We start from the raw sequence: 13,235 nt of genomic DNA on the forward strand, positions 1-13,235 counted from the left end.
ACCGCCGGATCGAGTCCGTTTCACCTATAAAGTGAGGTTCTCAGAACGAGTCGCCTTTCACGACGGTCCACTGCGTGACGGGCAGCTGCGGTCGCCAGGTGGTGAACCTGCCGAGGGGTTCGGCCCGATAGATCTGAAACTTCCGCAGTTCACCGCCGTGCGCGGCGGACCAGTTCAGCAGCAGCGCTTCGGATTCCGCGGTCACCGCATTCGCCACCAAGCGGCCGCCTTGGCGTAGATGGGACCAGCATGTCTCGAGTACGCCAGCTTGGGTGAGGCCGCCGCCGACAAAAATGGCATCAGGAGGTGCAGATTCGGTAGATTTTCCTACCTCGGTGAGCACCTCTGCGCGCACACCGACGTGCGGAACACCCAGGGCGGCGGCGTTGTCGGCGATCTGCCGCCGCCTGTGTTCGAGTCGCTCGAAGCTCACCGCCCGGCAGCTCGGATGGGTGCGGCACCATTCGATCGCGATACTGCCGGAGCCCCCGCCGACATCCCACAGCAGCTCTCCCGGTGCGGGTGCCAGCGCGGCCAGCGTCAATGCTCTGACCTCGGACTTGGTGAGCTGACCGGCACCGCCGTACAGCTCGTCCGGCAGGCCGGGCACGCGCGTGGCCCGCGGGTGTTTCGGATCGGCGACGCAGTCGATCGCGACGATATTGAGCGGATCACCCGCCGCGAGCTCCCACCTAGCCGCGCGATCGCGCACCACCCGTTCGCGCGGACCGCCCAACTGCTCGAGCACGGTCAGCGTCGATTCGCCGAAACCATTGCCCCGCAACAGTTCCGCGATCCGTCCCGGTGTGTGCTCGTCCGCGCTCAACACCAGGACGCGCCGTCGATCCGCCAGCTCGGGCAAGACCGTCTCCACCGGCCGCCCCACCGCACTGACCACCGGCACCTCCGCCAGCGCCCACCCCAGCCGCGCGCAGGCCAGCGATGCCGATGACGCCTGCGGAAACACTCGCAGCCGCTCGGCCCCGAACAGCCGCGCCAACGTCACCCCGATGCCATAGAACATCGGATCCCCGCTGGCCAGCACGCAGAGCTGCCGCCCGGAGTAGCCATCGAACAATGTGGGCAGAGCAGGCAGCAAAGGCGATGGCCACTCCCGCGTCTGCGCGGTAATGGTGTCCGGTAGCAACTCCAACTGGCGCGCCGACCCGAATACCACCTCGGCTTCCGAGAGCGCCTCCCGCGCAACCGATCCGAGTCCGGACCACCCGTCCGCACCGATCCCGACAACCGAGAGCGGCGGTTCATCCCGGTCCGCGATGATCCGTGCGCCGTTCACCGGGGCATCCGGCGCCAGATAGGTTGGGGCAGTAGGCGGATCGCGAAGATGACCGGACGCAGGATGCCGGGGACCCACACCCGATCCGCGCGCCGGCGCAGGCCGCGCACGACCGCGTCCGCCACTTGGTCGGGAGTGCTCGACATCGGGGCCGGTTCCATGCCCTCGGTCATCCGGCCGATGACGAAACCGCAGCGGAGCAGCAGCAGGTGAACACCGCTGCCGTGCAACGCATCCGCGAGACCGCTGGCGAAACCGTCGAGCCCCGCCTTCGCCGAACCGTAAACATAGTTGGCGCGCCGCACCCGCGCGCCCGCGAACGAACTGAAGACGACGAGCTGGCCACTGCCCTGCGCGCGAAGCAGATTCGCGAGAATGGTGAGCACACTGATCTGCGCGACGTAATCGGTGTGCACCACCGCGATCGCATGCGCCGGATCACGTTCGGCCCGCGCCTGATCGCCGAGCACCCCGAACGCCACCACTGCCACCCCGATCCCGCCGTACTCGGCCGCGATCTTCTCCAATAGCGCCGGATGACTCGCCGTATCGTCGGCATCGAACTCGACAGCATGCACCGCCGCCGCCCCCGCCGCCGCAATCGCCGCCTTCTCCTCGACCAACTCCCCACTCCGCCGCGCCGCCAGCACCACCACCCGCCCCGGCGCCAGCCGCCGCGCCACCTCGAGCCCGATCTCGCTGCGCCCCCCGAGCACCACCACCGCCCCGTCGGCAATCCCACGCAATCCCATACCCCCAGTCTTTCACCCCACCCACAACCCCCCGCCTACCCCTCCACAGCAACACCTCGTGACCGACGGCTTGTATGTCGCGGCATTGGCTGTAGGCAGGCGACCAGGGCACCGCTACTGTCGGGGGATGCCGATCAGCACTGCACAGTTGTCTCCTGCCGCGCTCGAGTTCGTTGCCGAGCGGCACCTTGCTACCTTGACCACGCTGCGCGCCGATGGGACGCCGCATGTGGTGGCGGTGGGGTTCACCTGGGATGCGGAGGCGGGGATCGCGCGGGTCATCACCAATGACGGGTCGGTGAAGGTGCGCAATGTGCGGCGCTCCGGGTATGCGGCGGTGAGCCAGGTGGATGGGATCCGTTGGCTCACTCTCGAAGGCCCGGCCACCGTGCTCGACGATCCGGACAATGTCACCGAAGCGGTCGACCGATATGCGGGCCGGTATCGGGTGCCCCGCGAGAACCCGACCCGCGTGGTCATCGCCATTCAGGTCCAGCGCGTACTGTCCAGCAGTACTCTCGCGCACGCGCCGGCCTGAACCGACTCCGGTAGAAGTCTCAGAGCACCGTCAACCCGTGCGGCCGCTGGTTCATCGACTCGCAGCCGTCTTCGGTGACCACCACGATGTCCTCGATGCGCGCGCCCCAGTCGCCGCGGAAGTAGATGCCGGGTTCGATGCTGAAGGCCATGCCGGGCTGCAGGGGCAGGGTGTTGCCTGCCACGATGTAGGGCTCCTCGTGCACCGAGAGGCCGATGCCGTGGCCGGTGCGATGAACGAAGGCGGATCCGAAACCGGCCTCGGTCAACAGGTTTCGAGCGGCGGCATCCACCGACTCCGCGGTGACGCCGGGACGGACGGCGGCGACCGCCGCGGCTTGGGCGCGTTCGAGTTCGGCGAATTGCGCTGCCACGTCGGACTTCGGCTCGCCGAGGACGTAGGTGCGGGTCGAATCCGAGTAGTAGCCGGGTTCGACGGGGCCACCGATATCGATCACGACCACATCACCGGATTCGATGCGCCGGTCGGAGACGCCGTGGTGCGGATCCGCGCCGTGCGGCCCACTGCCGACGATGACGAAGGCCGCCTCGATGTGCCCCTCCTCGACGATCGCGGCCGAGATATCGGCGCCAACCTCGGCCTCGGTGCGCCCGACCCGCAGGAATTCGCCCATCCGCGCGTGCACTCGGTCGATGGCCGCACCCGCGCGCCGCAATGCGTCGATCTCGGCCTGATCCTTGATCATTCGCAATTCCCGCAGCACCGGAGTGGCGGAAACCGGCAGGCCGCTGACGGATTCGGCCAATGGCAGCAGATGCAGCGCGGGCATGACATCGGTGACCGCGACCCGGGAACCGACGTGCAGTGCCGACTTGACGAGCTGGTAGGGATCGACGCCGTCGACCCAATCCAGCACCTGCAGACCGAGATCACCTGCGGCCGAACCCTCCAGCGAGGCCAACTCGAGCTTCGGGATCACCACCGCCGGAGTGGCGCCGTCGGCCGGGATCACCAGACAGGTCAGCCGCTCGAAGGATTCCGCAGCCGAACCGATCAGATAGCGCAGATCCGGCCCCGGCGTGATCAACAAGGCATCCAGGTGGGCGGCGCGCATCAACTGCACCGCCCGCTCGAGTCGATCACCGTAGACATCCGCCGCGAATCGGGACTCCGTGTGCGAGCTCATACCGCCGACGTTACCCGCCACCCCGATCGCCCCGGACGCGAACACCGATCGCATCAAGGTTGTCGGATCGGGCAGGTAGCCTCAGCGGCGTGAACGCTACGTCCGGTAGGCCCCTGCTGCTGCTCGATGGCGCGAGTCTGTGGTTCCGCGCCTTCCACGCGATTCCGGAGAAGATCACCGCACCCGACGGCCGTTCGGTGAACGCACTGCGCGGCTTCACCGATATGGTGGCCTCGCTGATCACCAAGCACAGGCCGAGCAGGGTGGTCGTATGCCTGGATCTGGAATGGCGCCCCGCCTTCCGGGTGGCGCTGGTGCCGACCTACAAGACCCACCGCCTCGATACGTCGACCGATGCCGCACCCGGCGCCGAGGACGTGCCCGACACACTGACCCCACAGGTCGAGATGATCCTCGATGTCCTCGCCGCGGCCGGGATCGCCACCGGCGGCGCGGCCGGACTGGAGGCCGACGATGTGCTCGGCACCCTGGCCACCCGCGAGCGCACCGATCCGGTGGTGGTCGTCAGCGGCGACCGCGACCTGCTCCAGCTCGTCCGCGATGAACCGGCACCCCCGGTCCGGGTGCTCTACGCCGGACGCGGCCTGGCCAAGGCCGAACTGTTCGGCCCCGCCGAGGTATCCGCGAAATACGGTGTGCCACTGGAGAATGCGGGTCCGGCCTACGCGGATATGGCGACCCTGCGCGGCGACTCCTCCGACGGTCTGCCGGGTGTGGCCGGTATCGGCGAGAAGTCCGCCGCGACCCTGATCTCCCGATTCGGCTCGCTCGACACGCTCACCGCCGCCGTCGCGGATCCGGCCTCCGACCTGGCCCAGGGCGTCCGCGCCAAATTACGAGCGGCCGAGGCCTATCTGAAGGCCGCCGCCCCGGTAACCCGTGTGGTCCGCGACGCCGATGTGGAACTGTCCCGCCCCGACACTCTCCCCACGACCCCTGCCGACCCGGATCGCCTGCACGAACTGGCCACCGCCTACAACGCGGAAAGCCCCATCACCCGCCTGATCACGGCATTGACTGCCGCGCACTCGGTGTAAGCGCCCCGCCACCACACCAGTGGTCATGCATAAGAACTAGAGCCTCGCATACCGGATAACGGCCTTGCAGAGGTTGCGGCTTGTGCGAGGCACCCACGGCGTGTGCGGCAGCAAGGCCCGCTGAGAGCGTTGAGCAGCGGGGCCGCCCCACCGGCACCCGCTCGCCAACCTGTCGGTTGTAGGTTCGGACTGTCAGTTCGGGCGGCCGACCTCGTAGGTGCCGTCGTCCTTGGTGATCTTGACGGTGACCTTCTTCTGCTCGCCGCTGACCTTCAGATCACAGGTGAAGGTCGCGTCGACCTTGACCTGCTGGCCGGACGGGCAGGAGACATCGGCCACGTCCTGGATCCCGTAGGAATCCGACAGCACCTTCTTGACGCCATCCTGGACGGCGGCCTGATCGAGCTCGTCCTTGCTGGTCAGCACGAGCACCAGCACCACGATGGCACCGATCACGGCGACCGCGAGCACACCGAGACCGATGAACAGGCCCTTGCTCTTACCGCCGCTGCTGGGCTGCGGCGCCTGCTGCTGCCATGGCTGCTGCTGGCCCTGCTGCCAGGGCTGCTGGCCCTGCTGCGCCGACCAGTCCTGCGCCGGCTGCTGACCCCACTGCGGTTGACTCGGCTGACTGGGCTGCGGCTGGCCCCACTGCGGCTGACTCGGCTGACTGGGTTGGGGCTGCCCCCACTGCGGCTGACTCGGCTGGCTCTGCGGATTCGGCTGACCCCAAGGCTGCTGCTGCGCGTTCGGATCCCCCCACTGCTGGGTAGGCTGCGCCGCGGGAGTAGCACCCCACTGCTGGGTAGGCCCGGCTGCACCGGGTGCCTGCTGTCCGCCCCACTGCTGGGTGGGATCGTTGCGTCCCTCCCCGGGACCAGGGGCGTCGTTCGGTCCGTACGGGCCGCTCATCTGGTTGCCTCCACTCGCATCGTTATACACACGGTAGCCCCCCGCGTGAGACTCGTCGCACAACAGGACCATTCCGGTACGAGGCGCGATCCTGTCCGACTCCTCCGCCACGGTCGGTACGCGAAAGAAATCAAATCACAATCGAATCGGCTACGCGGCGTCCACGGCTACGACACCCCGTCGGATCGCGCGGACCGCCTTGGCCGCGGTCGCCGCGATCTCCACGTCGTCGGCGGTCCCGTGGATCTGATCGAGCAGATCGATGACCTGTCGGCACCACCGCACGAAATCGCCCGCCGACAGCGGCGCGTTCTGATCACCGCTGGCCAGCAACGATTCGGCCAACCCATCACCGCGCGCCCATTTGTAAACACCGGTCACAAAACCGAGATCCGGTTCGCGCGTCGGCGGCAGCTTGTGTCGCGCCTCATCGGAGCGCAGCTCGCTCCACACACCGACGGTCGCACCGACCGCACGTCGGATCGGTTCGGTCGGCCCGCTGGCGCCGAGATATCCGCCCTCCTGGCGGGATTCGTATACCAATATGGAGACCACCGCGGCCAATTCGGCCGGTCCGAGCCCGCGCCACAGCCCCTTCCGCAGGCATTCGGCAACCAGCAGATCGCTTTCGGCGTAGATCCGCGCCAACCGACGACCGTCCGAGGTCACCTCGCCCTCGTGCACGAAGCCGCGCTCCTCCAGCAAGCCGAGGATCCGATCGAAGGTGCGCGCCAGCGAATTGGTGGTCGCGGCAACCTTCTGGCGCATCGTCTCGGTTTCACGCAGCAGCCGGTTGTAGCGCTCGCCGACCCGGCTCATCTGCTCGCGATCGGGTCGGGTATGCGCCGGATGCGAACGCAGACTGCGCCGCAGTGTCGACAATTCGCGGTCATCGCCCGCCTTCGACCGATCGCCGCGCCGCTGCCGCCCCGGCGCCGAGATCCCGGTGCTGCGCAATGCCGATGCCAGATCCCGCCGCGTGCGCGCGGTCCGGTGATCGATCTTGCGCGGCAACCGCATATGCCCCAATGTCTTCGCGGGCACCGGGAAATCGGCGACCGACACCCGCCCGGCCCATTTGTCCTCGGTGAGCACCAGCGGACGCGGATCTCCCGGCGTGGCATCGGGTTCCAGGATCACCGCGAGCCCGGCTCGCCGCCCGGACGGAATCGCCACCACATCCCCGCGCCGCAACGACACCAGCGCGTCGACCGCGGCACCGCGCCGATCCGCGCGACCCTGCTGTTCGATCTGACGTTCCCGCTGCTTGATCCGCTCCCGCAGGGAAATGTATTCCAGGAAGCCGCCGTCCTCGCCGCCGAGCTGATCGCGCAACTTGCGCAACTGCCCCTCATTGCGTTCGATCCCACGCACCAGCCCCACCACCGACCGGTCCGCCTGGAACTGCGCGAAGGACCGTTCGAGCAGCGCACGCGACTCGTCGGCGCCCATCCGGTCGATCAGGTTGATGGACATGTTGTAGCCGGGCCGGAACGAACTGCGCAGCGGATAGGTCCGCGTCGAGGCCAGACCCGCGACCGCACTGGTGTCGACCTCCGGCTGCCACAGCACCACCGCATGGCCCTCGACATCGATGCCACGCCGCCCGGCACGACCCGTGAGCTGGGTGTACTCCCCCGGCGTCAGCTCGGCGTGTGATTCGCCATTGAACTTCACGAGCCGTTCGAGCACCACCGTCCGCGCGGGCATATTGATGCCCAATGCCAGTGTCTCGGTAGCGAATACGGCCCGCACCAGACCGCGCACGAACAGTTCCTCGACGGTATGCCGGAACGCGGGCAGCATGCCCGCGTGATGCGCGGCCAGCCCGCGGTGCAGCGCTTCACGCCACTCCCAGTAGCCGAGCACCTCGAGGTCACCCTTGGGCAGATCCCCGGTGTGCTTCTCGATGATCGCGTCGATCTCCTCGGCCTCGTCCGCCCGGCTGTGCTTACCCACCCCGTCGGCTCCGCCGACTGCCGTCCCCGAGAGATCCAGCCGCGAACGCAGGCACTGCGCGAGCGCACCGTCACATCCGGCCCGGCTGAAGATGAAGGTGATGGCGGGCAGCAGCCCTTCCTCATCGAGTTTGGCCAGCACCTCCGGCCGCGGCAGCGGCCGGAAACTGCGGCTCCCGCCGCGACCGCCGCGCGGTCTGTCCCAGCCGTTCATTCGATCGGCGGCCTCGCGATGGCGGATATAGCGGACGAGGTCCTCGTCGACGAGCACCTTCTGCTCGCTGGAATTGGTGTCGAACAGGTCGAACATCCGCCGCCCGACCATCACGTGCTGCCACAGCGGCACCGGGCGGGTCTCATCGACCACCACCGCGGTATCGCCGCGCACGGTCTCCATCCACGCGCCGAACTCCTCGGCATTGCTGACCGTTGCCGACAGGCTGACCAGCCGCACATCCGGCGGCAGATGCAGGATGACCTCCTCCCACACCGCGCCGCGGAACCGGTCGGCGAGGTAGTGCACCTCGTCCATCACCACATACGACAGTCCGCGCAGCGCGTCCGAGGAAGCGTAGAGCATATTGCGCAGCACCTCGGTGGTCATCACGACCACCGGCGCGTCCGGGTTGATGGACTGATCACCGGTGAGCAATCCGACCTGGTCGCGTCCGTGCCGCTCGGTCAGATCGGCGAACTTCTGATTCGACAGCGCCTTGATCGGCGTGGTGTAGAAACACTTTCCGCCCGCGGCCAGCGCGAGGTGCACCGCGAATTCGCCGACGACGGTCTTACCCGCACCGGTCGGGGCACAGACCAGCACACTGTGCCCACCTTCGAGGGCCACACAGGCATTGCGCTGGAAGGGGTCCAACGCGAAAGTCAGCTCGGCAGAGAACTTGGCCAGCTCGCCCGCCTGCGACAGGTGATATGTCACCGTCAGAGGGTATCGGAGTAGTCCGACACGGGGCGCGCCGATTTCTCGCGCGGATCCATGATCGACTCGGCCGGGTTGATCGGCTCGGGTCCGGCGATCGAGGAGGCCTCCTCATCCGAGAGCGCCGCCAGGGCTGCGGCCTCCCGGCGCGCGCGGCGCCGGTCGTTGATCCGGGAGAACTGGATGGCGACCTCGAACAGCACCGTCAGCGCGAAGGCCAGCGCGAGCATCGAGAACGGATCCTGCGGGGTCACGATCGCGGCAAAGACGAAGAGCCCGAACACGATTCCGCGCCGCCACTTGGCGAGCTTCTCGTACTTGAGCACCCCGACCAGGTTCAATCCGACTACCAGCAGCGGGATTTCGAAGCTGACGCCGAAGATCACCAGCAGATTGATGATGAAGCTGAAGTACTGCGACCCGCTCAGCGCCGTGATCTGCGCGTTGTTGCCGATATTGAGCAGGAAGCTCAACGCATGCGCGACAACCCAGTACGCCAGGACGGCACCGGTCACGAACAGCGCACTGCCCGAGGTGACGAACCCGACCGCGTACTTGCGTTCCTTCGAGTACAGGCCCGGGGTGATGAACGCCCAGATCTGATACAGCCATACCGGGGCGGCGAGCACGACACCGGCGGTCATGCCGACCTTCAACCGCAGCATGAACTGTTCGAACGGCGCGGTCGCCAGCAGACGGCAGGCGCCGTCGGCGGTCAGCACGGCGCGCGAGGAGGCGGGCAGCGAACAGTACGGTCCGGTCAGCACCGATCCGAGGCTTTCGATGCCGAAGATCGTGTGCGCGTACCAAAAGAAGCCGAACAGCGTGGTGACGACGACCGCGGCGATCGAGATCAGCAGCCGACGGCGCAGCTCCTGCAGATGCTCGACCAACGACATGGTGCCGTCGGGATTCGTCCTGCGCTTACTGCGCCGGGGATCGAACGGGATTCGCATGGTGGTGTGTTGGCCCCTGGGGTCGAAGGTGCCCGCAGCGGTCGGCGGGCAACAGCACTACACCCGGAGCGAGTTCGCACTCACCCCGGCGGCAACGCTGGGCTCAGAGCGACTTCGGCTGTGCCTGGGGCTCTGCTTGCGGCTGCGTCACCGTCGGCTGGACGACCGGAGCCTGCGGAAGCTCCGCGGCCGGTTGCTGGGCCGGTGCTGCACTTGCCTGTGCGCTGCTCTCGTTCTGCATCTGGCTGACTTCGCTCTTGAAGATGCGCAGCGAGCGGCCCAGGCTACGGGCGGCATCGGGCATACGCTTCGCGCCGAAGAACATCACGAAGACCGCGGCGATGATCAGCCAGTGCCAGATGCTCAGACTGCCCATAATTAACCTCCAAAGAATGTGGTAGCTCTGATGCTACCGGACTATGACATGGGAGAACTCCGGCGTTGGTGTGCGTTGACTCCCCCGCCTCCCCGCCGCCTTTTGCCGGTCATAGGTGCCTCGATAGTGCCGTTGCGGACCGGCTGTGTGGTCCGCTCGGTTCTGGGCGTGCCCGACGAGTTACCCATGTGCTCACGAAATCAGTCGTTCCTTGGGTCAGCCGCCGCGCGCAGCTGGTCCAGCAGTTCCGGCCCGGTCCAGGTGCGCCGGTCGCCCTGTTCGGCGGCCACGATCAGTTCGATGAGACGCTGGTTCACCGGTGTCGGCAGTCCGACCATCGCCCCGAGGCTCACGATCTCCCCGCACAACCAGGAGACTTCGGTCTTGCGCCCGAGCGCGAGGTCATCGGCCATGGACGAGCGGGCCTCCGGATCGACGGCGAGGACCTTGGCGGCGACCCGGCGGAAGACCGCGTCCGGAATGGTGAGCATCCGGGCCATCAACTCCGGCGGCAGCGGCGTGAGCCGGGCCGGGCGAATTCGCGCCCGCTTCATCGCGGCAAGCGCCTCGCCCTGGGTCAGCGCGAGGCAGCGGCGGTAATTGCGGTCGGCCAACTCCTCCCGCAAGGGCCGGCCCGACAGCGCGTTGATGGGGTTGTTGAGGTTGAGCAGCAGCTTCGCCCACTGCACCGGCAGCAGGTCCGGATGGCGACGCAACGCCAGACCGGCTCGCGCGAAGATGTCGGTGAACGCGTCGAGCGCCGGATCGTCCTGCACCGCGAGCCCGCCGTCGGTGCCGCGATGGAATCGGCCCTCGGACTGGTGCACGACGTTGAACATCACCATGCCCGCCAGCACCACACAGGTGGGCAGGATCTCCCGGATCACCGCATCGTTGCCGATCCCGTTCTGCAGGCTCAGCACCACGGTGCCGGGACGGATCTTGCCATCGAGATCGCGCACGGCCGCCGACGTCGCCGCCGACTTCACCGTTACCAGCACCAAGTCCGCGGATCCGACATCCTCGGGGGTGGTCGCGACCCGGACCGCATCCCCGGCCACCGTGACATCGCCGCCGTCCAGATCGGTGAGCCGCAGCCCGGCCGCGCTGATCTCGTCCACTGTCCGCTGCCGACCGACGAAGGTCACATCGGCCCCGGCCGCCGCGAGCTTCCCACCGACGAACGAACCGATGCTCCCGGCGCCGAGGACCAGCACCCGAGCGGGCACCATCATGTCACTCACGCCGATCCAGCCTCCGTGCGTTCATCTGGTCTCCAGAAAACCGGCCGCCTCGTAGGCGGCGAGGGCGGAATTCGAGCGCTCGCGCACCGCGGCGATCAATTCCGCCGGGCCCAGCACGGTGACACCGGAACCGAAGCCGAGCAGCAGCCGCGCCATCCAGTCCAGGGTCGCGAAACGCATGGTCGCCTCGATGCTGCCGTCCGGATGCACCGCCATGCGGTGCATCGGGTACTGGTCGAGCACCCAGCCGTAGTCACCGCGAATACGTAAGCGCGCCAAGGGAACCGCGGGATCGTCCTGGAACAGGTCGAGTGCCGCGGCCTCCTCGGTCGCATGGCTCGGCGGACGGGCGGGCTCGTCGAGTTCGGTGGCCGCCTCGATCCGGTCGAAACGGAACAGCCGCACTCCTTCGGCCTGCCTGCACCAGGCCTGCAGGTAGCTGTTGTTGTCCACGAGGACAATACGAATGGGGTCGACGACACGTTCGGAGACGACATCGCGACTCGCCGAGTAGTAGATCAGCCGCAGCGTGCGCTGGCGGGCCAGCGCGGAACGCACCGTCGCAACGGCCGGCGCCTCGGACGGCGGCACTGGCCCGCGGGATTCGGCGTCATCGATGGTCTTGCCGCCGACAATGGCCGATTCGAGTTTGGCGATCGCCGCATGCGCCGCGGTCGGATCGACCATGCCCGGCATATCCACGATCGAACGCAGCGCCACCAGCAGCGCGGTCGCCTCGGTAGAGGTCAGGCGCAGCGGGCGGTCGATGCCCGCCGAGAAGGTGACCTCGATGCTCTCCTCGGAGAACGACAGGTCGATCAGATCGCCGGGACCGTAGCCGGGCAGACCGCACATCCACAGCTGGTTGAGATCGCTCATCAACTGCTTGGTCGTCACCCCCAGATCGGCCGCGGCCTCGGCGGCGCTGATGCCCGGATTGGCGATGAAGTACGGAATCATGTTCAGCAGCCGCGATAGCCGAACCGAGAGCCGACTGCGCTCACTCATGCGATGACCTCCGTACGGTCGAACACCGAACGCAGGCGCTCGACCACATCCGCGCGCAGTTCCTCCGGTGCCAGCACCACCGCATCGGGTCCGAGCCCGGTGATCAACCGCGCCAACCAATCTCGGGACCGGATCGGAAGTTCGACGACCACACCGGTGCGTTCTCCGATGGACCGCTGCTCCAGTACCGGTCCGAGCCTGCGGATTTCGCGTCCGTGGCCATCGGCCACCCACACCGTCGCGGTGCCGGTGACGGGGGCGCTGCCGGTCACCGTGCCGACGATCTCCCGTAGGTCGACCCCCTCGGGCTTGCCGACCGCATTCGGCGGGCCATAGGCGGTCACATCGTCGCCGATGCGCGATAGCCGGAAGCTGCGGACCGCCTCCCGGTTCCGGTCGTGGCCGACCAGATACCAGCGGCCGTTATGGGTCACCACACCCCAGGGCTCGACATCGCGCATGACGTAGGGCTCGTTGATCGCACCCCGATGCTCGAAGCGCACCGCCTGACCGGCGTCGATGGCGGCGAGCAGCTTGCCGAGCACCGCATCCGATCCGCGGGTGCGCGCCGGAACCGCGGGCACCGAGGCCACCGCGGCATCGGTCTCCACATGAATCCCGGCCGCGCGCAATTTCAACAGCGCGCCCTCGGCCGCGGCCGCCAGTTCCGGCGACTCCCACATCTGCACCGCGACCGCGACCGCCGCCGCTTCCTCACTGGTCAGATCGATCTCGGGCAGCTCATAGGCGTCCCGGTTGATCCGGTAGCCCTCTACTGTCGAAAATCGGCTCACCTGCCCGACCTCCAGGGGAATGCCCAGGTCACGCAGTTCGTTCTTATCCCGCTCGAACATTCGACTGAACGCCTCGTCGCTGGCCGAATCCTCGTACCCCGCGACGCTGTCCCGAATCCGCTCCGCGGTCAGGAATTGCCGGGTCGACAGCAGCGCGATGACCAGATTCATCAGCCGCTCGACCTTGGATATCGCCACTCGACACAGGGTAATCGGCCTGCCGCCACGACCGCGCGTCGGCGCGCGATTCCCCCCATTCCG

At 67.6% G+C, this 13,235-nt stretch carries 12 protein-coding genes; 2 read left to right on the top strand and 10 right to left on the bottom strand.

The window, feature by feature from the left end:
• Window positions 1-40: 40 nt before the first annotated feature.
• Complete coding sequence (gene cbiE, locus ACQP2D_RS23805) at window positions 41-1,297, bottom strand: precorrin-6y C5,15-methyltransferase (decarboxylating) subunit CbiE (RefSeq protein WP_433678126.1); 1,257 nt, start codon at window positions 1,295-1,297, stop codon at window positions 41-43.
• Window positions 1,294-2,049: an SDR family NAD(P)-dependent oxidoreductase gene (locus tag ACQP2D_RS23810; RefSeq protein WP_433678127.1), complete on the bottom strand. Its 756-nt coding sequence runs from the start codon at window positions 2,047-2,049 to the stop codon at window positions 1,294-1,296. Before ACQP2D_RS23810 ends, cbiE begins: the two co-directional genes overlap by 4 nt.
• Window positions 2,050-2,176: 127 nt before the next feature.
• On the opposite strand from ACQP2D_RS23810, the gene ACQP2D_RS23815 reads away from it, so the two are divergent.
• A complete protein-coding gene (locus tag ACQP2D_RS23815) occupies window positions 2,177-2,587 on the top strand; it encodes a PPOX class F420-dependent oxidoreductase (RefSeq protein ID WP_433678128.1) in 411 nt (136 codons plus the stop codon).
• Window positions 2,588-2,606: 19 nt separating this feature from the next.
• On the opposite strand, the gene ACQP2D_RS23820 is transcribed toward ACQP2D_RS23815, so the two are convergent.
• Window positions 2,607-3,734, bottom strand: coding sequence for a M24 family metallopeptidase (locus ACQP2D_RS23820; protein ID WP_433678129.1), 1,128 nt, complete (start codon window positions 3,732-3,734; stop codon window positions 2,607-2,609).
• An 89-nt stretch (window positions 3,735-3,823) separates the two neighbouring features.
• Here ACQP2D_RS23820 and ACQP2D_RS23825 point away from each other — a divergent pair, with 89 nt between their 5' ends.
• Window positions 3,824-4,792: a 5'-3' exonuclease gene (locus ACQP2D_RS23825; protein ID WP_433678130.1), complete on the top strand. Its 969-nt coding sequence runs from the start codon at window positions 3,824-3,826 to the stop codon at window positions 4,790-4,792.
• Window positions 4,793-4,984: 192 nt separating this feature from the next.
• On the opposite strand, the gene ACQP2D_RS23830 is transcribed toward ACQP2D_RS23825, so the two are convergent.
• From ACQP2D_RS23830 to ACQP2D_RS23860, 7 genes are all read right to left on the bottom strand, one after another.
• The gene (locus tag ACQP2D_RS23830) at window positions 4,985-5,704 is read right to left on the bottom strand and encodes a DUF4333 domain-containing protein (RefSeq protein WP_433678131.1); all 720 of its coding nucleotides are present in this window, start codon (window positions 5,702-5,704) and stop codon (window positions 4,985-4,987) included.
• A 150-nt stretch (window positions 5,705-5,854) separates the two neighbouring features.
• Complete coding sequence (locus tag ACQP2D_RS23835) at window positions 5,855-8,596, bottom strand: DEAD/DEAH box helicase (protein ID WP_433678132.1); 2,742 nt, start codon at window positions 8,594-8,596, stop codon at window positions 5,855-5,857.
• Between the two features lie 2 nt (window positions 8,597-8,598).
• Window positions 8,599-9,552, bottom strand: a complete 954-nt coding sequence (gene tatC / locus ACQP2D_RS23840) for a twin-arginine translocase subunit TatC (RefSeq protein WP_433678133.1) — start codon at window positions 9,550-9,552, stop codon at window positions 8,599-8,601.
• A 103-nt stretch (window positions 9,553-9,655) separates the two neighbouring features.
• The gene (tatA, locus tag ACQP2D_RS23845; protein WP_354957970.1) at window positions 9,656-9,928 is read right to left on the bottom strand and encodes a Sec-independent protein translocase subunit TatA; all 273 of its coding nucleotides are present in this window, start codon (window positions 9,926-9,928) and stop codon (window positions 9,656-9,658) included.
• Between the two features lie 200 nt (window positions 9,929-10,128).
• Complete coding sequence (locus tag ACQP2D_RS23850; protein ID WP_433685746.1) at window positions 10,129-11,163, bottom strand: 2-dehydropantoate 2-reductase; 1,035 nt, start codon at window positions 11,161-11,163, stop codon at window positions 10,129-10,131.
• Between the two features lie 30 nt (window positions 11,164-11,193).
• Window positions 11,194-12,180 (bottom strand): helix-turn-helix transcriptional regulator, encoded by a 987-nt coding sequence (locus tag ACQP2D_RS23855; protein WP_433678134.1) that lies wholly within the window; start codon window positions 12,178-12,180, stop codon window positions 11,194-11,196.
• Entirely contained in the window at window positions 12,177-13,172 is a 996-nt protein-coding gene (locus ACQP2D_RS23860; protein ID WP_433678135.1) for a helix-turn-helix transcriptional regulator, read from the bottom strand. The genes ACQP2D_RS23855 and ACQP2D_RS23860 overlap by 4 nt, the downstream gene beginning before the upstream one ends.
• Window positions 13,173-13,235: the final 63 nt, after the last annotated feature.

Source organism: Nocardia sp. CA-119907 (assembly GCF_050955995.1).
Taxonomy (GTDB): Bacteria; Actinomycetota; Actinomycetes; order Mycobacteriales; family Mycobacteriaceae; genus Nocardia.